The organism is Granulibacter bethesdensis, from assembly GCF_001889545.1.
Classification (GTDB): domain Bacteria; phylum Pseudomonadota; class Alphaproteobacteria; order Acetobacterales; family Acetobacteraceae; genus Granulibacter; species Granulibacter bethesdensis_B.
On record NZ_CP018194.1, the window covers coordinates 121,377 to 143,274 of the forward strand.

The following is a 21,898-nucleotide window of genomic DNA, read 5'->3' on the forward strand; positions in this document are numbered from 1 at the left end:
TTGATCCCTCTGCCGTGATTCTGGAGGCGATTGGCCAGCTTCCGGATGATGAGATCGATCTGGCGGATGCCGCTTTGCAGCTTGCCCGCAGGGGCAGGCTGCTGGCAGGCGAGTCCTCCGGTGCGGTCGAGGAGCAGATTACAGCAGCACGGGCGCATCTGACGGAGCTGGCGCAGGATGGCGTCATGCTGGCTGCGGGGATGGAGGAAACGGACCTTTCAGCGCGGGCGGGGATACTGGCCGGGCTGTTGCAGGGCAGCCACGGCTATACGGGCGATGATACCCGTTTCCCCGATTTCGCCGATCTGCTCCGTGTGATCGAGCGGCGGGCCGGGCTGCCGGTGGCACTTGGAATCCTGTGGATTCACACTGCCAGGGCGGTGGGGTGGCAGGCTTATGGCCTGGATTTTCCTGGCCGGTTTCTGGTTTGCCTTCAGGAAGAAGACGGGCCGGGTACCAGCGCGGAGCGGTGCATCGTGCTGGATGTCTTTGAAGGTGGGGTACCAATGGATGTACCCGCCTTGCGTGATCTGCTGAAAAAGGCCGAGGGACCATCCGCCGAGTTGCGGCCCGATCAGTTGAAGCCGATGAGCAATCGGGGAGTATTGCTGCGTCTCCAGAACAATCTGCGGGCCCGGTATCTTGAGCTGGGCGCGATGGAAGATGCGCTGGCCTGTTCTGAATCCATGCTGATGATTGCGCCGGATGAAGCCCCTTTATGGCGGGAAACTGCGCTGATGAATCAGCGGCTGGATCGTGTTTCTGCCGCGTTGCGGTGTTTCGAGCGTTTTCTCATCCTCGATCCGGATAGCGAAAGTGCGCAGCGGGCGCGTGCGGTGATGCAGGATCTGCGCTCACGCCTGCACTGAGTCCGCCAGAAAAGCCGTCGCTGTAACAGTCATCGAAAGATTATGGCGCGATCGACATATCCGGCTTTAGCCTGACAAAGGCTGCATGAGCAGCATGGAGGTCTGGTAATGACCAGAGGCGGATTGTTCACGGCTCTGAGGCAGGCTGCCGGTACGATGACGGAAGCGCGGCATCGTCTGGATACGGCCTGCCGTCGTCCGGAGCAGGACTGTGTGGCTTCCCTGTTGCTGCATGCCGCGCTGTCCGACAGGGCAGCATCACAGGCCGATACGCTGGCACGGTCTCTGGCAGAGAGGCTGCGTGAGCATGGGCCGGGCAAGGGTCTGTCGGCGCTGATTCATGAATATGATCTGTCCAGTCAGGAGGGCGTCGCCCTGATGTGTCTGGCAGAGGCGTTGTTGCGTATACCCGATGATGGAACGCGGGATGCGCTGATTCGCGATAAAATCGGTCATGGCGATTGGCATACGCATCTGGGTTGGGAACGCCCGTTATTTGTCAATGCGGCGACATGGAGTCTGGTGTTGACGGGGCGGCTGGTAGCCCCTTCCTCTGCCTCCAATCTGGGAGCAGCATTAACCAGACTGATCGGACGGGCGGGGGAGCCCGTGATCCGGCATGCGATGGATCGGGTTGTTCGTCTGCTGGGCACGCGCTTTGTCGCGGGCGAGACGATTGAGGCGGCGCTGGCCGCTACCAGCCGGCTCTGGACACAGGGATTTCGCCATTCCTACGACATGCTGGGTGAAGCGGCGATGACCCGCGCCGATGCGGATCGGTATTACCGTGCCTATGAACATGCGATTGACCGCATTGGCGCTGCCTTGCGGGCGCGTGGGTATGAGCCATCGGAGGATATGGCTGCCCTGCTTCAGGCGCCAGGTATTTCAATCAAGCTTTCAGCCCTGCATCCGCGCTATGAACACACGCAACATGCACGGATTATGCAGGAACTGCCTCCACTTTTGAGAAACCTGGCCGCCATGGCCCGGAAAAACGGAATTGCCCTGACCATCGATGCGGAGGAAGCGGATCGGCTGCCTCTCTCGCTCGATGTACTGGCGGCTTTATGTGCTGATCCTGTGGTGGCGGGGTGGAATGGCATCGGCCTGGCTGTGCAGGCTTATCAGCGCCGTGCGCCAGAGGTGATCAAAAATCTGGTTGATCTTGCGCGCCATCAAGACAGGCGTCTGATGGTGCGGCTGGTAAAAGGGGCATATTGGGATAGTGAAATCAAGCGTGCACAAATAGACGGTCTGGACAGTTTTCCGGTTTTTACACGAAAAACGTATACGGATCTTTCCTATATTGCTTGTGCGCGGATGTTGCTTGAAGCACCTGATGCCGTGTTCCCGCAATTCGCCACCCATAATGCCCGCACGGTCGCTACGATTATCGCGATGGCGGAGGAGATAACGGGAGCCTCATTCAATCCCGGCCAATATGAATTTCAGTGCCTGCATGGCATGGGCGAGGCGCTTTATGCCGATGTGGTGCGGCCTGATGGTCTGAACAGGCCGTGCAGGATTTACGCTCCTGTTGGTACCCATGAAACTTTGCTGGCCTATCTTGTGCGCCGTCTTCTGGAGAATGGTGCGAATACGTCTTTCGTCAATCGTGTTGCTGATACCGCTTTTCCCATCGAGCAACTGATTGCTGATCCGGTACAGCAGATCACCGCGATGCAGTCGGAGTGTGGTGCACCTCATCCCAAAATCCGGTCTCCACGCAGCCTGTACGGGCCAGAGCGGGAGAATGCATGGGGGATTGATCTGACGGATGCCACCAGGCTGGCGCAGCTTGCTGAAGCGTGTATCGCGTTGTCGTCAAAACGATGGCTGGTTTCCATAGAGGAGGACGCGGGTGGAGAATGCATGTCCATCCGTAATCCGGCTGCTTCATGGGATGATGTCGGCGACGTCGTTTTCGCTACGACGGATGAAGTGGACCGTGCAATAACGCGCGCCCGGAAAGCGGCTCCTTCATGGGCTGCGGAGCCTCCCTGCCGCCGTGCAGCCTGCCTGCGGGAGGCTGCAAATGCGATGGAACGCGATGCTGCCCTGTTCATCAGTCTGGCTGTGCGCGAGGCAGGCAAAACGATTCCCAACGCTATTGGAGAGGTGCGGGAGGCTGTTGATTTTCTGCGCTACTATGCGGCCGGTATCGAGAATGGATGGAGTGCCCAGATGCATCCTCCGCTGGGTGTGGTGACATGTATCAGTCCGTGGAATTTTCCGCTGGCAATTTTCACAGGCCAGGTTGCGGCGGCTTTGGCAGCGGGGAACGTTGTGCTGGCAAAACCTGCTGAGCAAACACCGCTGATCGCGGCTGAGGCGGTTGCTGTCCTGCATCGTGCCGGCGTCCCGGTGACGGTGTTGCAGCTTGTTCCTGGTGATGGCGCAGTAGGGGCGATGCTGGTGAATGATTCACGGGTCGATGGAGTCGTTTTTACCGGCTCTACCGAAGCTGCCCGTTCCATTCAGCGGTCTTTGTCATATCGTTTGAATACCCATGGTGATCCGGTTCCGCTGATTGCCGAAACCGGCGGACAAAATGCCATGATTGTCGATAGCACCGCTTTGCCGGAGCAGGTGGTGGCTGATGTTCTGGTGTCGGCTTTTGACAGTGCAGGTCAACGTTGTTCGGCCCTGCGTGTGTTGTGTCTTCAGGATGATATTGCTGATCTGATTATCACCATGCTGCGTGGAGCCTTGCAGGAGCGTGTGACGGCACGTCCCGACCGGCTTGACACTGATATAGGTCCTGTCATCAGTGCTGCTGCCAGAGATGCGATTGAGGACCATATTGCAGCGATGGCGCAGGCAGGCTGCACAGTACATCGTGCGGCTCTGCGGCAGGAGACGGAGGATGGTTTTTTTGTTTCTCCGACAATTATAGAACTTGGATCACATCCAATCCCTGACAAGGAAGTTTTTGGTCCTGTTTTGCATGTGCTGAAATTTCACAGGGATCATCTGTCCGATGTGATCGCCAGGATCAACGCAACCGGATATGCGCTGACCTTTGGTATTCATAGCCGTATTCAGGAAACCGTCGATCAGGCCTGCATGAAAAGTGCGGCCGGAAATATCTATGTCAATCGCAGTATGATCGGTGCCGTGGTCGGCGTACAACCGTTCGGAGGGCATGGTCTGTCCGGAACAGGTCCGAAAGCGGGTGGCCCACTTTATCTTTCCCGTCTTGTGGCGCATGCGCCACCCTTACCGCCACCAGTGAAACAGTTTTTGATTGCAAAAGAAGAAAACGCTGTCCCAGTCTTGATGAAAATCTGGCAGGCATGGATAAAGCGGCAGGGAATTGAACCTTCACCTTTCCCGATCCTGCGGTATGATCGGGATATGGTGCTGCCTGGGCCGGTGGGAGAGCAGAATATCTATCGCCTGTCGCCCCGATCCAGTCTGTTATGCATTGCGTCCGATCTGGAAGGAATATCGTATCAGATACAATTGGCGCTGGCGGCGGGTGTGAAGCGTATTGCGGTATCTATCCCCGCTGACAGCACATCTGTATTCAACACATTGCCGGATGCATTGCGTTCGACAGTGGTTGTGGCGTCACCGGATCAGGAGGACAGGGCGGATACCGTGCTGTTTGAGGGCGATGATGTGGCCCTGATTGCGTTGCAGACACGTCTTGCGCATCAATCCGGCAAAATCGTGCCGGTCTATCGTATCCGCAGGCACGGCAGAGATATTCCGCTGCCGGCTTTGGTGACAGAATGCACGATCAGTATAAACACGGCTGCTGCTGGGGGAAATGCCGCGCTGATGGCAATGGCATAGGCAGTGACGGCTTGAGCGTCCATGGGCTGATACGAAAAAAGGGAGGATGCACCGGGCATCCTCCCTTCTTCGTATCCAAGCGGGATAATAAGTTGATCAGTGGTCGCCGTCGGGGGCGTCGCTGTTCAGCTGCACCCAGTTCTGCACACCCATGCGATTGATCATGTCCTGCTGGGTTTCGATGAAGTCCACATGGTGTTCTTCGTCGCGCAGGATGGAAGCCAGCAGATCGCGGGTCGGGAAATCGCGGATGCTTTCGGCATAGGCAATGAATTCACGCAGATCGGCGATGGCGGTGACTTCCAGTTCCAGATCGCGCTGCAGAACTTCTTCCGGCGTTTCACCGATCAGAACATGGTTCAGACGCTGCACATTCGGCAGGCCTTCCAGGAACAGGATGCGCTTGATCAGCTCATCGGCATGCTTCATTTCTTCCACGGATTCCTTGAATTCGTGGCGGCCCATTTTCGTCATGCCCCAGTTTTCGAGCATGCGTGCATGCAGGAAATACTGGTTAATCGCGGTCAGCTCGTTGGTCAGAACCTTGTTGAGATTCTGGATCGTTGTGGCATCGGCCTTCATTGGTCTCATCTCCCGTTTTCAACTGCGGCGGACCCTATCCGAGGGGCCGGGCGCGGATAAAGCCTCATGATTGCAAGCAGATCGCAGCTAGGACGGGGTGAAACTGTTTCGCATTCCCGCCTGGGCGGGAGATGATAGGAAGATGCATTTACAGGAAAGTACATTCCTGTGATTTTTCAATGAATTGCTTACACGAAACCGGCTCTGGCAGGGCTGTTCAGTCGCCTGCTTCGAGACTGAGAATTCCTTCGTCATTTGCAATGCTGGGTATCATTTTGAGCATAGCTTGGGCGCATCTGCCGCATTGTGCAGTGCAGCCGCAGGCTCGGTACAACTCTGCCAGACGGCAGGCGCCAGCCTGAGCGGCGGCGCAAACCTGTTTATCCGTCAGGCCGTTACAGATGCAGATATACATCGATGGGGCAAACCTGGATTCGAATAAGGCGACTATCAGCGAGGCTGCTTAGCTTGGTTGGTATGAAAATGCAAATAGATTGCAATTGCAGATGACGTGATTGGGCGGCAGCGTGTTTTCACGGCATGATGAGGCCGGATAACGACCGGTATCCGACGATTCGTCATGGGGCGGCGGAGGCCGGCAGGCAGGGAACAGGGCGATGGCAGGCGGCTTGCGGGTGGCGGTCCAGATGGACCCGATGGACAGCATCAATATGGCGGGCGACAGCAGTTTTGCGCTGATGCTGGAAGCACAGGCTCGTGGCCATGCGCTGTGGCACTACGAAGTCAGGCATATGGCCTTGCGGGAAGGGGGACGGCGGCAGGATGGCGCGACAGGAGCACGGCTGCTGGCGCGGGCGCATCCGGTTTCGGTACGGCGAATCGATGCGTCCTATTACACATTTGGCCCGACGGAGATTCTCGACCTCGCGACCATGGATGTGGTGCTGATGCGGCAGGATCCACCTTTCGACATGGCCTATATCACCGCGACCCACATGCTGGAGCATATCCACCCTCGCACGCTGGTGGTGAATGATCCGGCAGGTGTGCGGAACGCGCCGGAGAAAATTCTGGTCACGCATTTTCCTGATTTGATGCCGCCTACACTGGTGACATGGGATGTGGAAGCAATCCGGGCCTTTCGTGCCGAGCATCGGGACATCGTGGTCAAACCGCTCTACGGCAATGGCGGTGCCGGGGTGTTCCGGGTCAGGGAAGATGATGAAAATCTAAGCTCTCTGCTGGAAATGTTTTTCTCCCGCTCGCGGGAGCCTCTGATGGTGCAGCGCTATGAAGCGGCGGTGCGGCAGGGGGACAAGCGCATCATCCTGATCGATGGGGAGCCGGTGGGTGCGATCAACCGTGTGCCGGCGGCCGGAGAAAGCCGCAGTAACATGCATGTCGGCGGCCGTCCCGAAGCCGCCGGGCTGACGGCGCGGGATCGGGAGATCTGTGCCGCGATCGGTCCGGTGCTGAAGGAGCGTGGACTGATTTTCGCGGGTATCGACGTGATCGGAAACTGGCTGACGGAGATCAACGTCACCTCGCCGACCGGGCTTCAGGAGATCGGTCGGTTTGATGGCGTCAATCTTGCCGCGCGCATCTGGGATGCCATCGAAAGTCGCAAGGCTGCACGCGCTGCCTGACGAAGGGTAGATGGAACAAGACCATGATTGATCTGGTTCTGTTCGATATGGATGGGGTGCTGGCTGATGTCGATAAATCGGCCCGGGCCACATGGCTCGGTGCGCTGGCCGGACGCCGGGCAGAGGATGTTCAACAGGCTCTGTGGGACTCAGGCTTTGATGATCAGGGCGATGATGGCCGTCTGCGTGGGGATGCCTATCTGACGGCATTCGGGCAGGCGCTGGGGTATCCGCTTTCTGTGCAGGAATGGGCGGAAGCCCGTCGCATTGCTACCCGGCCAAAATCGGAGGTGCTGTCGCTGGTGGCACGGCTCCATCCCCGGATTGGGCGGGCCGTGCTGACCAACAATGCGGATATTCTGCCCGCCTGCATGGCGATGATCTGTCCGCCGGTTGCAACCCTGTTCGGTAGTCAGATTTATGCCAGCGGCGCGTTCGGCAGCGCCAAGCCCGATCCGGCTGTGTTCCTTGCCTGCCTGAAGGAGATAGGCGTCAGGCCGGAGCATACCCTGTTCATCGATGATCGGGCGATGCATGTGGAGGGTGCCCGTCAGGCTGCCTGCCATGGGGCGCTGTTTACCTCGGCAGAAGCTCTGGAGGCGGAGCTGAGCCGGTATGGTCTGCTGCATCCGGTGGCTGGGATGTCAGCGTAAATGGTGCATTGGCCACGGTTTTTACGCGTCCCGATGCTGGTGATCAGTGTGGGGGTGCCTGGTTGCACACCAGCCCCGGCCCGGGTGCCCTGGCCGGTCATGATCGCGCATCGTGGTGGAAGCGGGGATGCTCCTGAAAACACGATTGAGGCGATCCGGCAGGCTATTGCGCATCGGGCGGATGCCATATGGCTGACAGTGCAACTGAGCCGTGATGGTATTCCGGTTCTGTATCGCCCGGCTGATCTGTCTGCGCTGACGGATGGAGTTGGAAAAACAGCGGCTTTCACGGCTGCCGAGCTGTCCCTGATCAATGCCGGTTGGCAGTTCCGCCGCGGAGATTCCTATCCCTATCGCGATCATCCGGTCGGTATTCCGACATTGCGGGAGGCTTTGCGGGTCATTCCGTCTGATAGGCCGATCATTCTCGATATGAAGGCTCTGCCTGCTGCGCCACAGACCCAGGCGGTGGCGCGGGTTCTGGAGGAGGAGCAGGCATGGGGACGGGTCACGATTTATGCGACCGATGCAGCCTATCAACAGAGCTTCGCAGCCTATCCGCAAGCAAGGCTTTTCGAGTCACGCGATGCGACGCGGGGACGGTTGCTGGGTGTTCTTCTTGATCAGCGCTGCGACAATCCTCCGCCTGCGCATGCAATGGTGGCGTTCGAGCTGCACCGTTCCCTGACGGTGGTGGAGCATTTCACATTGGGGGAAGGCCGTTCCATGGTGCAGGCAACGATGTGGACGCCTGCCGCCATCGCCTGTTTCCGCCGTCATCCGGATGTGAAGATCCTGGCGATTGCGGTGGACAATGCGGATGATGACAGGCTGGCCGCCTGTCTCGGGGTGGATGCCATCCTGACGGACTCGCCACAGCGCATGGCGGCGCTGAGGCGGCTGGAACCGGCAGGGCCGCGCTGTGAGCGGATCAGCCACGGAAGATAAACCGGCAGGCTTATTCCGCGGCCTCGGCCTGAGAGGCGCGTGCTGGCGGACGCACGCGCAGACGGCGAATACGGCGCGGATCGGCTTCCAGCACGCGGAATTCCATGCCGGAGGAATGACCGATCACCTCGCCGCGGGCCGGCACGCGTCCAGCCAGCGTGAATACCAGCCCCCCGACTGTATCGATATCCGCTTCCCGTTCATCCTCTGTCAGGACGGCGCCGAGACGTTTCTCGAAATCCTCGATCGGAATACGGGCATCCAGATCGAGCGTACCGTCAGGCCGTTCAGTGATGGAGGGAGCGGCCTCGTCATGTTCGTCGCTGATGTCACCAACAATGGTTTCGACCAGATCCTCGATCGTCACCAGCCCGTCAACGCCGCCATATTCGTCGATCACCAGCGCCAGATGCATATGGTGCTGCCGCATCTGCAACAGCAGCTCCAGCACCGGCATATGGGGGCCGACCAGCAAAGGTTTGCGCAGAATATCCGTCAGCCGGAATTCAGCCGGATCACCGACATAACCGAACACATCCTTGATATGGATCATGCCGATCGCGTCATCCAGCTCTTCATTGTAAACCGGCAGCCGTGAATGGCCTTCCTGCCGGATCAGTGCCAGCACATCTTCAAAAGGCGTGTCGGCGCGGATCGCGACGATATCGGCACGGGGGACCATCACGTCATCCGCCGTGGTGCCGCGCAGGCGCAGCACATTGCCGATCAGGGCGCGTTCCTGCCGGTCCAGCTCCGGCAGCTCTCCCGGCAGCTGGGCATGGCTGGCGGCTTCCTGCACCAACTCGGCGATGCTGTCGCGCACGCTGTGCTCGACGGCTTTGTGCAGCAGGCGGTGCCTCAGCCGGGCCATGACGCTGCCGCGCGGCGGCAGGGGCAGGCGGATGGGGAAAGGTTCCTCGTCGTTCATGACCGTTTCCACGGGTTGGGCATGCCCAGACTGCGCATGATGCGGGCTTCTTCCGCTTCCATGCGCCTGGCGTCTCCGGCGTGATGGTGATCGTGCCCATGCAGATGCAGCACGCCATGCACCAGCAGATGGGCCAGATGATGCGCCGGGCGTTTGCGGGCGGCCTTTGCTTCCCGCAGCACAACGCCAAGCGCCAGCACGATTTCGCCCCCTTCCGCGCCCGGCATTCCGACAGGTTCGAAAGTCAGTACGTTGGTTGGTTTGTCCTTGCCGCGATGCCGTGCATTCAGGCGGCGCACATCACGGTCGCAACTCAGTACCACACAGTCGGCCGTGCTGCCGGCTGCTCTGGCGACCCGGCGGATCAGCCTGTCGGCATGCGGGATGTGCCGCCGCCAGGCCGGTTCCGTGACGATGATCTCGGGCACGATATAGCCGGGTGAGACCCCGTCCTCATCCGTATCCGAAGGGAACCCCGCGGGCGCAAAAGAGGCGCTCGCGGGGTTGGGACTACTTGCCGGGTCCATTGATTTCTGACCGTGCTCCTGATCGTGTGCGCTGTTCCGTCTGGCCATGTGTGTCCGCATCACGGCTTCGGTCCTGCTGGGCAGCCGAGCGCTGGTCGTAAGCGTCTACAATGGCCGCGACCAGCGGGTGGCGCACCACATCCCGCTTGTCGAAACGGCAGATGCCGAGGGCGGGAATGCCCTCCAGCGTGTCCAGAGCATCCCGCAGCCCGGAGCGCTGCCCGGCCGGGAGATCAATCTGGCTGAGATCGCCGGTGATGACCATGCGTGTGCCCTCGCCCATGCGGGTCAGGAACATCTTCATCTGTACCGGTGTTGTGTTCTGGGCCTCGTCCAGAATGACGAAGGAGTGGGCCAGGGTCCGGCCGCGCATGAAGGCCAGCGGTGCGACTTCGATTTCGCCGGTGGCCATGCGCCGTGCGGCCTGATCGCCCGGCATCATGTCGTGCAGCGCGTCATAGAGCGGGCGCAGATAGGGATCGACCTTTTCCTTCATGTCGCCGGGCAGGAAGCCAAGACGTTCCCCGGCCTCGACCGCCGGGCGGGAGAGCACGATCCGGTCCACGCGCCCGGCCTGAAGCATGGCCACGGCCTGAGCCACGGCGAGATAGGTTTTGCCGGTCCCGGCCGGGCCGATGCCGAACACCATTTCCTTGGTGCTGAGCATTTCAATATAGGCAGCCTGCCCGGCGCTGCGCGGGCTGAGCGCGCCGCGTCGCGTGCGGATGGAGGGCAGATCGGCCAGCGGCAGGCGCGGCGAGCGATCTCCTTCCTCGAAACGGCTTTTGGTCAGGCGCACTGCTGCATCTACGTCACCCATGGTCACGTCCTCGCCTCGTTCAAGCTTCTGCCATAGGGCAGCAAGCGCCAGTTTCACCGCTTCGACCAGATCGGATTCGCCTGCGATGGCAATCTTGTTGCCACGACAGGATATCCGCACCCCCAACCCTTGTTCCAGCCGCACCAGATGGCGGTCATGATCGCCCAGAAGCTGCGGCAGCAACAGGTTGTTGGCGAACTGTACCGTCACGGTTCTGTTGTCCCGCTCTCGGTCACCTGGGCGATACGGACTGGTCTTTCCCGGCGCAAGCGCCGCCTGTGGGAGGGCGGAGGAAGCCCCTGCTTTCGGCAGGGAGGAGGCGAGAGCCGGGGAAATTTGGGTCACGCGCAGGTGAGCTCCTTTGGCTGGGGTGCGCAATCCGGGAGAGTGGCAGACAGGGAGTTGGTGTGCGCGGCGGTGATTGTCACCGGCACCTCCTGTCCGATCAGGGTTGCAGGGGCATCCAGATGCACAGCCTGCAACCAAGGGGAGCGGCCGCCGATCTGCCCCGGATGCCGTCCGGGGGTGACCAGCAGCACATTGACGGTCTTGCCGATGCAGGCGGCATTGAATGCTTCCTGCTGGGTGCGGAGCAGGGCCTGCAACCGTTGCAGACGCTCATCCATCACGGGCTCCGGCACGTGGCTGTCACGCTCCGCCGCCGGGGTGCCGGGGCGGGGAGAATATTTGAAGCTGTAGGCCTGTGCGAAGCCGACACGCTCGATCAGGCGCATCGTATCCTCGAAATCCTCATCGGTTTCGCCCGGATGGCCGACGATGAAGTCGGAGGACAGGGCCAGATCGGGCCGTGCCTCACGCAGACGGTCCACGACCCGGAAGTAGTCCTCAGCCGTGTGGCGCCGGTTCATGGCGGCGAGGATACGGTCGGAGCCTGACTGAACCGGCAGATGCAGGAATGGCATCAGCTGCGGAATATCGCGATGCGCGGCGATCAGATCATTGCTGACATCGCGGGGGTGGGAGGTCGTGTAGCGGATGCGCAGCAGGTCCGGAATGTCCGCCAGCGCCCTGATCAAGCGGGCCAGTGTCCAGACCTCACCGTCCTCTCCAAGCCCGTGATAGGCATTGACGTTCTGGCCCAGCAAGGTGATCTCCCGCGCCCCGCCGCGCACCATGCGCCGCGCCTCCGCCAGCACGGAGCTGGCCGGACGACTCACCTCCGCACCGCGTGTATAGGGGACAACGCAGAAGGAGCAGAATTTGTCGCATCCTTCCTGAATGGTCAGGAACGCCGCCCGTCCGCCCGCCAGACCCGGCCCGTGCTGAGGGGCAGCGGCTTCGGGCAGGTAATCGAACTTGTCCTCCGGCGGGAAGTCGGTCTCGATCACCCGCTCCCCGTTCATGGCCCGTCGCACCATGCCACCAAGCCGGTGATAGGTTTGCGGCCCCAGCACGATATCAACATAGGGCGCGCGGGCGAGGATCTGTTCCCCCTCCGCCTGTGCTACGCATCCGGCTACGGCCAGCAGCATGGGCTGCCCTTCCCGTGCGCGGGCTTCTTTCAACAGGCGCAGACGTCCCAGTTCGGAGAAAACCTTTTCCGTAGCCTTGTCGCGGATATGGCAGGTATTGAGCACGATCATATCCGCGCCCTCGGGCTCCGAATGCGCGGCATAGCCCAGTGGAGACAGCACATCCGTCATCCGCGCGCTGTCATACACATTCATCTGGCAGCCCCAGGTGATAACGTGCAGACGCTTTGTATTGGCGCGTGCAGGCGCATCCCCGCTGCCGGGCCGGTCCTGATCGGTGGTGGATAGGGTGGTCTGTGGCAGGCCAGTCATGGGCAATTCTCCATCCTCCCTGTGCGGAAGGCTCCGGCACGAGAAAAAACAGCAATTGCCTCAGGGCGCGGTTGGGTCAAGCGCAATGGCCGAATAGGTCTCCCTGCAATAAGCGTAGTCTCGGGCCGGGAGGGGGATTCCTGTCAAGCGCGATCTGATGGCAATCGCATTTTTTAGGGCGCGCTGCGTTTTTCAGGTCGAGGTGGATCAGGCACACGGCCTTGTTTCAACGCATCTGTTCCGGCGGTGACGGCGGCATAAACCGCATTGGTCAGGGCCTTGCGATCCGGGAAATCGGCGGGTTCCAGTGGCGGATGCAGCATGACGGAGGCACGTAGCCCTTTCCATTGCGCCAGCCGCCAGAAATGCGCACCGATCGATGTCTCTCCGTAATAGGCGAAAATAGCCCGGGTGGAGCGTCCGGTCGGCATGGAAGCCAGCCGGTCGTAAACGATGGAGACAGGCTGCACCAGCGGCGGATTGGGTCCGACAGCCAGTGACAGGAAAGAAGACCGGAATGGTAGAACATGGGAGCCGTCGGAGGTCGTGCCTTCCGGAAACAGCACCAGATTATCACCGTTTTCGAGGCGGGATGTCATGGCATCCCGCTCCTTCAGGGTGGAGCCGCGCTGGCGACTGACGAAAATGGTTCGTCCCAGTCGGGCCACGGTCTTGACCACCGGCCAGTCCGCAACATCATCCTTGGAGACGAAACAGGCATGCAGAGTGGAGCCGAGGCAGACGATATCCAGCCAGGAGGAGTGGTTGGACACGAACAGAACGGGCCGGGCCCGGGTGCCGTCCTTCAGCCTGCCACGTTTGGCCTTCTGCCCGATACAGCGGACTTTCAGCCCCATCAGTCGTCCGAACACCCACCAGAAAATCCGGGCGAAGCGCACCTTGGCCGGGCCGGGCAGCACCACAAGCACGGACTGGATGGTGATGGCCGTCAGCGTCCACAGAATCAGAAAAACGGTTCGGCGTATGGCACGGACCCGGCGCAGAATCCGGCCATGGGGACGGAAAACACCCTGCCATTCATCCGGTTCGGATGCGGTCCGGCTATCGCCTGGCGGCTCAAACGGGATGAGCAGGGGGCGTGTCGGGATCGTCTGGTCAGCTGTCATGAAGCACAATCATCACACGCGATTCATTACACAGCCAGACGTACATGCCCAGAGGTTCCACCGCAACGGCGCCACCCTGTTGCCATAAAACCGTCAAAATGAGTTTGCCACTGGAATACAGGAGTCATCCGGGTGCGTTGCATGGGCTTATGAGCCTTCCTCCATACAGTGTCGGGATAGCAACGATTGTTCACGAGCTTGTTATCATTTGGTTCCTGAAGATTTTTGGGGGTTTTCAAAGCCGGTCAGGCTGGTAGGGAGAAAGTATGACCAGACGCGCCCCCTCTGACGCGCCAGCCTTTCTGTGCCCGGCGATCCGCCGTGGTTCCGTTTTTCACCCGGAAACGGTTTTCCGTTTGCTGATCCGGATCGGCATGGCCGGGTTCGGGATGCCTGCACTTGTCATGCCTGGGGCGGCTTTGGGGCTGGTTTCCTTCGCCTGGGCGGCCGACCCGCAACCTTACACGGTAGAGCTGGCCAAAACCGGCGATGCCGCCATTGATCAGGCCCTGACGGACAGTGCGACCCTGATCAGCCTGCGCACGTCCTCTCCGGTCGGTGGATTTGCACTGGTCGCGCGGGCGCAATCCGATCTGGACCGGTTGCAGACGGCCCTGAACAGTTTCGGCTATTACAAGGGCAAGGTGACGATCCGGATCGCCGGAAAGACCCTGGATGACCCCGATCTGCCGACCCTGATCGAACGGGCGCCGAAACAGCCGCCTTTGACGGTGACCATTGCGATTGAGAAAGGGCCTCTGTTCCATCTTCGGAATGTTCACGTGGAAACGCCGCCCGGTACGACGCTGCCGGATGTGGCCCGCAACGTGCTGCCGGTCAAAACCGGCGATACTGCCATTGCGGCCAATGTTCTGGCGGGGCAGTCGGCTTTGCTCAATGTCTTGCAGAATAATGGCTATGCCCTTGCGAAAGTGCAGGCGCCAGTGGCGTTCGAGCGTCCGGATCAGAATGTGCTGGATGTCGTCTACAAGGTGACGCCGGGGCCGCGGGTCGATCTGGGGCCGATCACGTTCTCCGGTCTGAAGCATACCAATGCGTCCTATGTGGAGCGGCGCTTGCTGCTGAAATCCGGGCAGGAATATCAGGCCGATAAAATCGGCAGGGCGCGTCAGGATTTGTTGGCAGCCGGAATTTTCAGTTCTGTCCGTATGCGGGCGGCTGATCGTCTGAATACCGAAGGACGCCTGCCGCTGCGGATCGAGTTCACCGAAAGGCCGCGCCATGGCGTGTCTCTGGATGGGCTGTATTCGACCGATCTCGGCGGCAGCCTGACCGGGACATGGACCTATCGCAATATTTTCGGCAATGGTGAAACGCTTGCCCTGTCGGCGGCAGCCACCGAAGTTGCGGCGCAGGTGGCGTCCCAGCCCGGTTACAATATCGGAGCGGTCTATACGATCCCCGACTGGTTGCGGCGCGATCAGTCCCTGCAATTCTATGCCACCGGCGTGCGGGAGTATTTTTATTCCTATGACCGCACTGCGATCATCGTCGGGGCGACACTGACACGAAAACTGAGCGATCACTGGAAAGGCGCCATCGGCCTGACCGCCATTCAGGAAAGAGTCGGGCAGCAGGGCGTCAGGACCAATTACACGCTGGTCCAGGTGCCGGTGACGCTCAAATACGATGATACCGGCAGTCTTTTCGAGCCGACCCATGGCTATCGCGCCATTATCAGCGCCACACCGACGGAAAGTCTGGCTTCCGGGGGGAATGGAACCTCGAAGACCTTTGTTCTGATGAAGGCGCAGGGATCGACCTATATCAATCTGTCCCGGCGGGAAGGACGCAGCGTTCTGGCGCTGCGTGCCCTGGTGGGAGCAGCGCCGGGCGTATCGATCATGGATCTGCCGCCCGATCAGCGTTTCTATGCCGGTGGCAGCGATACGATCCGTGGCTATAAATACCAGTTCGTCGGGCCGACTTTTCCGAACAATGATCCGACCGGCGGCACTGCCGTGGATGCGGCGACGGTGGAACTGAGGCAGCGTTTCGGCTCCAGTTATGGTGTCGCTCTGTTCGTCGATGCGGGGCAGGTCAGCCAGAATGGCGGGCCTTTTTCGGGTGATCTGCGGGTCGGTGCGGGTATCGGCGCCCGTTACTACACTGCGATCGGACCGATCCGGGTTGATTTTGCCCTGCCACTGATGAAGCAGCGGGGAAACAGCAGCTTCCAGGCCTATATCGGCATCGGGGAGGCTTTCTGAGATGCGCCGTGTCCTCAAATGGCTGCTCGGGATCGTTCTGACGCTGTTGGCTCTGCCAGTGCTGGCGCTGGTGCTGCTGGTGATCGGACTGAATACCGGGATCGGACAGAGACAGGTGGACCGGCTGGCAAACTCCATGACCGGCGGCATGGTCGTGATGCAGGGGTTTGGTGGCAGCTTCCCGGATGGTCTGCGTATCGCCCGCCTGGAACTGCATGACGCGAAAGGAACCTGGCTGGAGATCGACCGGCTGGCGCTGGACTGGCGGATCTTGAGGTTGCTGGGCCGGGAGGTCCGGATCGACGCCCTGACTGCCGACCGCATCGCCATTCCCCGTCTGGCGGAGGCCGCACCGGGCGCAGAAGCAACGCCTGCCTCATCCGGGCAAGGTTTTTCGCTGCCGGTGCAGGTTGTGCTGAATCATCTGCGGATTGGCAGGCTGGAGGTTGGCAAACCGGTCGCGGGCACGGCTCTGGTGGCCATGCTGGAAGGGCGGGCAGCGATCCGCAAGCTTGATCTGGCCGCCCCAACCCCTGACAAAATCGCTCAGGCTGATCTGGCGCTCGATGTCCATCGTCTGGATGGATCGGATCAGGGGGCCGATCATTATCATCTGGATGCGGCGGTGGATCAGACCCGTATCGCCGCCCATGTCACCGCGCAGGAGGCAGTGCACGGCCTGATCGCCACCATGGCGGCCCTGCCGGGTGTTCAGGGGATCAATGCCGATATCAAACTCGATGGCCCGTGGAAGGCGGCGCATGTTGCCGCCACTGTCTCGGCCCTGCCGTTAGAGGCGGAGGTCAAGGGGACGGTCGATACGCTCGGTCGTTCCGCGCTGCTGGATGTGAACGCCCATGCGGGGGCTATGGAACCTCGCCCGGATGTGCAGTGGCGCTCTGTTGCGCTGACGGCGCATGTGGCCGGCCCGTTTCTCAGGCCAGATGCCACAGCGCATATCGTTCTGAAGGGTCTGAGTGCGGCCGGAGCCTCGCTGTCCGCGCTGACGGCGGATGTCGATGGCAATGCCGGATATGTCACCTTGCGCAGTCGGGTGGAGAATCTGCGGATTCCCGGCCCGAAACCGGATCTGCTGGAGGCCGCCCCCCTGTCGCTGGATGCGTCGGTGCGTCTGGATGATCCATCCCGTCCCGTGACTTTCGCGCTGTCACACAGGCTGCTCGCTCTGAAAGGCGATGCACGGACCGTTGGAAAGATGACCGTCCATGCCGCCTTGTCCCTGCCCGATCTGACACCGCTGGCGGAGATTGGCGGAGTCGATCTGAAGGGCGATGCAGCACTGCAACTCCAGGCGGCGATGGAAGGGGACAAGGCTCAGGCTGATCTGAATGGCACCATATCGGTGACCGGCGGCATGGCCCCGGTTCCCGCGCTGCTGGGCGAGAAGGCGCGTCTGGCCTTGTCCGCCCGGATGGATGGGCAGGGGGAGGGGCGACGTATCACTCTCTCCAACCTTGCTATCAATGGCAGGACATTGTCTGTCGGGGCGAAAGGCGGCCTGAACGGTCAGACTGTGGCACTCGACTGGACGATCGGTCTGAGCGATCTGCATGCACTGGCGACGACGCTCAAGGGGACTATGCAGGCGGCTGGCAACGTAACTGGTCCGACCAGTGATTTGACCGCCCATGCCACCATTGATGGAATCGTGGAGGCGCATCAATCCGGGCAGGAGGTGAAGTCCGGCCCGTTGCATCTCACTCTGGATGCGGTGCATCTGCCATCAGCACCGGAGGCGCATCTTGTTGCCACCGGTACGCTGGACAGGGGACCGGTGGCACTGGATATCACGGCCAGCCGCCGGCCCGATGGAGTGATGCAGGCGTCTATCGGCAAGGCTGACTGGAAATCTCTCCATCTGGACGGGGCCATGGCGCTGGCGGCGGGGGCGAAAATTCCCCATGGCGCACTGGTGTTGAATTTTACCAGGCTGGATGACCTCAGACCTCTGCTTGGCCAGCCGATCAGTGGCTCTGTCGCGGCGAAGGCGGATTTTTCCGATGCGCTGGCGACCCTTCATCTGACTGCCACGCGTGCGGGCCTGCCCGGAAAGGCCGCCGTCGCGAAGGCCGATTTCGACGCGACCGTCACATCGCCTGTTGCCGATCCCGATGTGAAGGCCAGGCTGGAAGTGCGCGGTATCGCGGCCAGCGGCATAACCGGTCATGCTACCCTGTCCGCACAGGGGCGGCAGAATGCGCTGGCTGTGCGATTGAACACGGCGCTCAATGGCGTGGCCGGGGCACCGCTTCAGGCCAGTATGGCGGCCCTGCTGGATGTGCCGGCCGGACAGGTAGCAATTTCGGCATTGCAGGCTGGCTGGAAAGGTCAGACGGCGCGGCTGCTGGCGCCGGTTCTCATTGGCTACAAGGATGGCGTGACGGTTGACCGGCTGCGGCTCGGCGTGGCGCAGGCCGTGCTGGATGTGGCAGGAAGGGCGACGCCGAAGCTCGATCTGCGGGTTGCCCTGACCAATCTGACTGCCGATCTGGCGCGGATCGTGGCACCGGATGTGAAGGCTGCCGGGCGGCTGGATATGCAGGCGGTTCTGAAAGGAGAACCCGCGCATCCGGCCGGCTCCGCCTCCATCACTGCACGCGGTCTGCGCATGCTGACCGGGGATGCCCGTGCTCTGCCTCCGGCTGATATCGTGGCGAAAGCTGATATGGATGGCCGCACGGCCCGGATCGACACACGTCTGAATGCTGGCTCCACGACCATGACGATCGCGGGCACAGTGCCGGAAGCGGCCTCCGGCCCGTTGAATATCGCGGCGCGGGGGAGGGCCGATCTGCGGATTCTCGATCCGATCCTGTCAGCGCAGGGGCGGCGTGTGCAGGGTATGATGATCGTCGATGCAAGGGTCGGTGGCACTATCGCGGCCCCGAATGCGTCCGGCACGGTACGGCTGACGGGTGGCGATGTGCAGGATGTCACAGCGGGTCTGCACCTTGCCCGGATCGAGGCCCTCATCAGTGCGGCAGGGGATACGCTGCGCATCGATCAGTTCAGCGCAGGGGCCGGACAAGGCACGCTCAGTCTAGGCGGCTCGGTCGGGATCAAGCCGCCGATGCCGGTCGATCTTACGGTGAAGGCCAGCAACGCCACGCTGATCGCCAGCGATCTGATGACGGAGCGGCTGAATGCCGATCTCACCTTGCGCGGCCAGATTGCAAAGGAACTGACCGCCAGCGGCCATATCAAAATCCTGCGCGCTGATATCAGGGTGCCGGAGCATATGCCCTCCAGCGTTGCCGTGCTGGATGTGATCAAACCCGGCCAGAAACCGCCGCCGCCCTCTACCTCGTCCGGTCCTGTGATTCGTCTGGATGTGACGCTCGATGCGCCGGAGCAGATCTTTGTGCGTGGCCGTGGTCTGGATGCGGAGCTGGCAGGGCGGTTGCATCTGCATGGTACGGCGAGCAATCCGCAGACCGATGGCGGTTTTGAATTGCGGCGCGGCCAGTTCAGCGTGGCTGGTACGACGCTGAGTTTCACCGAGGGCCGCGTGACCTTCGATGGCAGCACGACCGATCCGGCGCTGGATTTCACGGCCAGCTCTACCTCCGGCAGTGTGACGGCCAGCCTGCATGTTGGTGGCCATGCCAGTGATCCGAAGATCACACTCTCCAGCCAGCCCGAACTGCCGCAGGATGAAGTCCTGGCCCGGCTGCTGTTCCAGTCCAGCATGGCCAGCCTGTCCCCGTTCCAGTTGGCGGAAATCGCGGCGGCGCTGGCACAGTTGAGCGGTGCGACCGGTAGCGGTGATCCGTTGAATTCAGTGCGCAGTGCGCTGGGGCTGGACCGGCTGTCGGTGGGCGGAGGCTCTCAGAACGGGGCCACCACGCCGAATAGCCGCACCAATCAGGGACCGTCGGTCGAGGCGGGTAAATACGTTGCACGCGGCATTTATGTCGGTGCCAAGCAGAGCGTGGGTGGCGCAAACAGTGTCAGCGCGGCGGAGGTGCAGATCGACCTGACCCGCAGGCTGAAGCTGAAGGCCGATGCCGGTTCCGGGCCGGGAGCCAATGCGGTGGGTCTGTCCTACGGGTTCGATTACTGACCCTGGGCGCACCCGCAGCCTGCTCTGATCGGAAGTGGTCTGGGTGATATAACGACCTGCCTGATTCCGCCTGCCGTCAAACCGGCCTAGACTGCTCCGATGCAGGAAACAGGACCGGATCGACGGTGGTGACAATCTTGAGGCGGATGGGTTTGTGGCTGACCGGTATTGCCTTTCTGCTGGGGGCGGCCATACCGGTGCAGGCGGCGGATGTGGCAGGCAAGGATACAGACTGGTCGCATCCTCTGGGTGGCGATCATGCCCGGCGATACAGCGCACTGACACAGATCAACCGGCAGACGGTGAAGCATCTGCATCCGGTCTGGAGTTTCTCAACCGGTGTGCTGCGTGGTCATGAGGGCGGGCCGCTGGTGGTGGGGGATACGATGTATGTCCACACTCCTTTTCCGAACCGGCTGTTTGCACTTGATCTGAACGATGACGGGCGCATCCGCTGGAGCTACACGCCGGTGCAGGATCCGGCCGTGATCGGGATCATGTGCTGCGACACGGTCAATCGAGGCCCTGCCTATGCGGATGGCCGCCTGTTCCTGCATCTGGCGGATACGAGTCTGGTGGCGCTGGATGCCCGGACCGGCAAGGAATTGTGGAAGATCAGGGATGGTGATCCGGCCAAAGGGGAAACCGGCACGTCCGCCCCCCTCGTGGCTGGTGATCTGGTGCTGGTCGGCAATAGCGGGGGCGAGTTCGGCGTGCGTGGCCATATGACGGCCTATGCGGTCAAGGACGGGCATCGTGTCTGGCGCGCCTACGCGGTCGGGCCGGATAGCGACACGCTGATGGATCCTCTGCACACCACTCAGATGGGTAAGCCGGTCGGTGCCAATTCTTCGCTGTCGTCATGGAGTGGGGATGCATGGAAACTGGGAGGCGGGCCGTCCTGGGGCTGGATTTCCTACGATCAGGCGCTGGACCTGATCTATTACGGCTCCGGCAATCCGGGGGTGTGGAATCCGCTGCAACGTCCGGGCGACAATCGCTGGGCCATGAGCGTCTTTGCGCGGGATCGCAAAACCGGGATCGCGAAATGGGTGTATCAGTTCACCCCGCATGATGCCTGGGATTATGACGGGATCAACGAGATGATCCTGGCCGATATTCCGGTGAACGGGCGGCAGACAAAGGCGCTGGTGCATTTCGACCGTAATGGCTTTGCCTATGTGCTGGATCGGGTCAGCGGTATGCTGCTTCAGGCGAAGCCGTTTGATCCATCGCTGAACTGGGCGAAAGAAATCGACCTTTCGACCGGAAAGCCGGTGCGCAATGCCCGTTATGAGCCAAAGGAGGAGGATGAAGCGACCAAAGGCATCTGTCCCAGTTCTCTCGGCGCGAAAAACGAACAGCCGGCTGCTTTCTCGCCGCAGACGGGACTGTTTCTGGTCCCGGTCAATCGTATTTGTATGGATGAGGAACCGTTTCGCGTCTCCTATCAGGCCGGGCAGCCTTATGTGGGGGCAAACCTGACCCTGTATCCGCCACCGGGGACGAAAGATCTCGGCGCGTTCATCGGCTATGATGCCGGTCAGGGCCGGATCGTCTGGACGGATGCGGAGGCTTTCTCCGTCTGGTCCGGGGCGCTGGCGACGGCGGGAGGTGTGGCGTTTTACGGAACGCTCGAAGGCTGGCTCAAGGCGGTGGATGTGAAGGACGGTTCCCTGCTGTGGCAATATAAAACCCCGTCCGGGATCATCGGCAACGTCATGACCTATCGCCATCATGGTCGTCAGTATGTCGCGGTGCTGTCCGGTGTTGGCGGGTGGGCCGGCATCGGTCTGGCTGAGGGGCTGGGGGCAGGGGATAGCGAAGGCACCGGCGCTGCCGTGCTGAACCGTGCCCTGAACAATTATACACGGCTTGGCGGTGTTCTGACGGTTTTCGGCCTGCCGTGACGG

15 protein-coding genes are annotated in these 21,898 nt (G+C 61.1%); 8 read left to right on the top strand and 7 right to left on the bottom strand.

Features of this window, described 5'->3' with window-relative positions; translation table 11 throughout:
* Positions 1-14: 14 nt before the first annotated feature.
* Complete coding sequence (locus tag GbCGDNIH8_RS00535; protein WP_081368756.1) at positions 15-869, top strand: SirB1 family protein; 855 nt, start codon at positions 15-17, stop codon at positions 867-869.
* Between the two features lie 108 nt (positions 870-977).
* On the top strand, positions 978-4,673 hold the full coding sequence (putA, locus tag GbCGDNIH8_RS00540; RefSeq protein ID WP_072571696.1) for a bifunctional proline dehydrogenase/L-glutamate gamma-semialdehyde dehydrogenase PutA: 3,696 nt from the start codon (positions 978-980) through the stop codon (positions 4,671-4,673).
* Between the two features lie 96 nt (positions 4,674-4,769).
* On the opposite strand, the gene bfr is transcribed toward putA, so the two are convergent.
* Positions 4,770-5,255 (bottom strand): bacterioferritin, encoded by a 486-nt coding sequence (bfr, locus tag GbCGDNIH8_RS00545; protein WP_025285694.1) that lies wholly within the window; start codon positions 5,253-5,255, stop codon positions 4,770-4,772.
* A 217-nt stretch (positions 5,256-5,472) separates the two neighbouring features.
* The gene (locus tag GbCGDNIH8_RS13325; RefSeq protein WP_072571697.1) at positions 5,473-5,670 is read right to left on the bottom strand and encodes a (2Fe-2S)-binding protein; all 198 of its coding nucleotides are present in this window, start codon (positions 5,668-5,670) and stop codon (positions 5,473-5,475) included.
* Between the two features lie 202 nt (positions 5,671-5,872).
* Between GbCGDNIH8_RS13325 and gshB the strand changes: the two genes are divergently transcribed.
* From gshB to GbCGDNIH8_RS00565, 3 genes are read left to right on the top strand one after another with little or no spacing between them, the layout of a single operon-like run.
* Positions 5,873-6,862, top strand: coding sequence for a glutathione synthase (gene gshB / locus GbCGDNIH8_RS00555; protein ID WP_072571698.1), 990 nt, complete (start codon positions 5,873-5,875; stop codon positions 6,860-6,862).
* Between the two features lie 23 nt (positions 6,863-6,885).
* A complete protein-coding gene (locus GbCGDNIH8_RS00560) occupies positions 6,886-7,515 on the top strand; it encodes an HAD family hydrolase (RefSeq protein WP_072571699.1) in 630 nt (209 codons plus the stop codon).
* The gene (locus GbCGDNIH8_RS00565) at positions 7,516-8,463 is read left to right on the top strand and encodes a glycerophosphodiester phosphodiesterase family protein (RefSeq protein ID WP_072571700.1); all 948 of its coding nucleotides are present in this window, start codon (positions 7,516-7,518) and stop codon (positions 8,461-8,463) included.
* Positions 8,464-8,473: 10 nt separating this feature from the next.
* On the opposite strand, the gene GbCGDNIH8_RS00570 is transcribed toward GbCGDNIH8_RS00565, so the two are convergent.
* From GbCGDNIH8_RS00570 to GbCGDNIH8_RS00590, 5 genes are all read right to left on the bottom strand, one after another.
* Positions 8,474-9,391 (bottom strand): hemolysin family protein, encoded by a 918-nt coding sequence (locus GbCGDNIH8_RS00570; RefSeq protein WP_072571701.1) that lies wholly within the window; start codon positions 9,389-9,391, stop codon positions 8,474-8,476.
* On the bottom strand, positions 9,388-9,918 hold the full coding sequence (gene ybeY / locus GbCGDNIH8_RS00575; RefSeq protein ID WP_172822865.1) for an rRNA maturation RNase YbeY: 531 nt from the start codon (positions 9,916-9,918) through the stop codon (positions 9,388-9,390). The genes GbCGDNIH8_RS00570 and ybeY overlap by 4 nt, the downstream gene beginning before the upstream one ends.
* On the bottom strand, positions 9,902-10,948 hold the full coding sequence (locus GbCGDNIH8_RS00580; protein WP_231130839.1) for a PhoH family protein: 1,047 nt from the start codon (positions 10,946-10,948) through the stop codon (positions 9,902-9,904). The genes ybeY and GbCGDNIH8_RS00580 overlap by 17 nt, the downstream gene beginning before the upstream one ends.
* A gap of 131 nt (positions 10,949-11,079) precedes the next feature.
* Complete coding sequence (gene miaB / locus GbCGDNIH8_RS00585; RefSeq protein ID WP_408874679.1) at positions 11,080-12,543, bottom strand: tRNA (N6-isopentenyl adenosine(37)-C2)-methylthiotransferase MiaB; 1,464 nt, start codon at positions 12,541-12,543, stop codon at positions 11,080-11,082.
* 173 nt (positions 12,544-12,716) lie between these two features.
* Positions 12,717-13,670, bottom strand: a complete 954-nt coding sequence (locus GbCGDNIH8_RS00590; protein WP_253736057.1) for a lysophospholipid acyltransferase family protein — start codon at positions 13,668-13,670, stop codon at positions 12,717-12,719.
* A gap of 266 nt (positions 13,671-13,936) precedes the next feature.
* On the opposite strand from GbCGDNIH8_RS00590, the gene GbCGDNIH8_RS00595 reads away from it, so the two are divergent.
* From GbCGDNIH8_RS00595 to GbCGDNIH8_RS00605, 3 genes are all read left to right on the top strand, one after another.
* Positions 13,937-15,901 (top strand): autotransporter assembly complex protein TamA, encoded by a 1,965-nt coding sequence (locus tag GbCGDNIH8_RS00595; protein WP_081368758.1) that lies wholly within the window; start codon positions 13,937-13,939, stop codon positions 15,899-15,901.
* A gap of 1 nt (position 15,902) precedes the next feature.
* Positions 15,903-19,985 (top strand): translocation/assembly module TamB domain-containing protein, encoded by a 4,083-nt coding sequence (locus GbCGDNIH8_RS00600; RefSeq protein ID WP_072571703.1) that lies wholly within the window; start codon positions 15,903-15,905, stop codon positions 19,983-19,985.
* Between the two features lie 128 nt (positions 19,986-20,113).
* The gene (locus GbCGDNIH8_RS00605) at positions 20,114-21,895 is read left to right on the top strand and encodes a PQQ-dependent dehydrogenase, methanol/ethanol family (protein WP_367593387.1); all 1,782 of its coding nucleotides are present in this window, start codon (positions 20,114-20,116) and stop codon (positions 21,893-21,895) included.
* Positions 21,896-21,898: the final 3 nt, after the last annotated feature.

What these genes read in the sequence shown, in the direction of transcription:
- putA (WP_072571696.1), top strand. Translation starts at nt 978, where the DNA reads ATGACCAGAGGCGGATTGTTCACGGCTCTGAGGCAGGCTGCCGGTACG.
- bfr (WP_025285694.1), bottom strand. Translation starts at nt 5,255, where the DNA reads ATGAAGGCCGATGCCACAACGATCCAGAATCTCAACAAGGTTCTGACC.
- GbCGDNIH8_RS13325 (WP_072571697.1), bottom strand. Translation starts at nt 5,670, where the DNA reads ATGTATATCTGCATCTGTAACGGCCTGACGGATAAACAGGTTTGCGCC.
- gshB (WP_072571698.1), top strand. Translation starts at nt 5,873, where the DNA reads ATGGCAGGCGGCTTGCGGGTGGCGGTCCAGATGGACCCGATGGACAGC.
- GbCGDNIH8_RS00560 (WP_072571699.1), top strand. Translation starts at nt 6,886, where the DNA reads ATGATTGATCTGGTTCTGTTCGATATGGATGGGGTGCTGGCTGATGTC.
- GbCGDNIH8_RS00565 (WP_072571700.1), top strand. Translation starts at nt 7,516, where the DNA reads ATGGTGCATTGGCCACGGTTTTTACGCGTCCCGATGCTGGTGATCAGT.
- GbCGDNIH8_RS00570 (WP_072571701.1), bottom strand. Translation starts at nt 9,391, where the DNA reads ATGAACGACGAGGAACCTTTCCCCATCCGCCTGCCCCTGCCGCCGCGC.
- ybeY (WP_172822865.1), bottom strand. Translation starts at nt 9,918, where the DNA reads ATGGACCCGGCAAGTAGTCCCAACCCCGCGAGCGCCTCTTTTGCGCCC.
- miaB (WP_408874679.1), bottom strand. Translation starts at nt 12,543, where the DNA reads ATGACTGGCCTGCCACAGACCACCCTATCCACCACCGATCAGGACCGG.
- GbCGDNIH8_RS00590 (WP_253736057.1), bottom strand. Translation starts at nt 13,670, where the DNA reads ATGACAGCTGACCAGACGATCCCGACACGCCCCCTGCTCATCCCGTTT.
- GbCGDNIH8_RS00595 (WP_081368758.1), top strand. Translation starts at nt 13,937, where the DNA reads ATGACCAGACGCGCCCCCTCTGACGCGCCAGCCTTTCTGTGCCCGGCG.
- GbCGDNIH8_RS00600 (WP_072571703.1), top strand. Translation starts at nt 15,903, where the DNA reads ATGCGCCGTGTCCTCAAATGGCTGCTCGGGATCGTTCTGACGCTGTTG.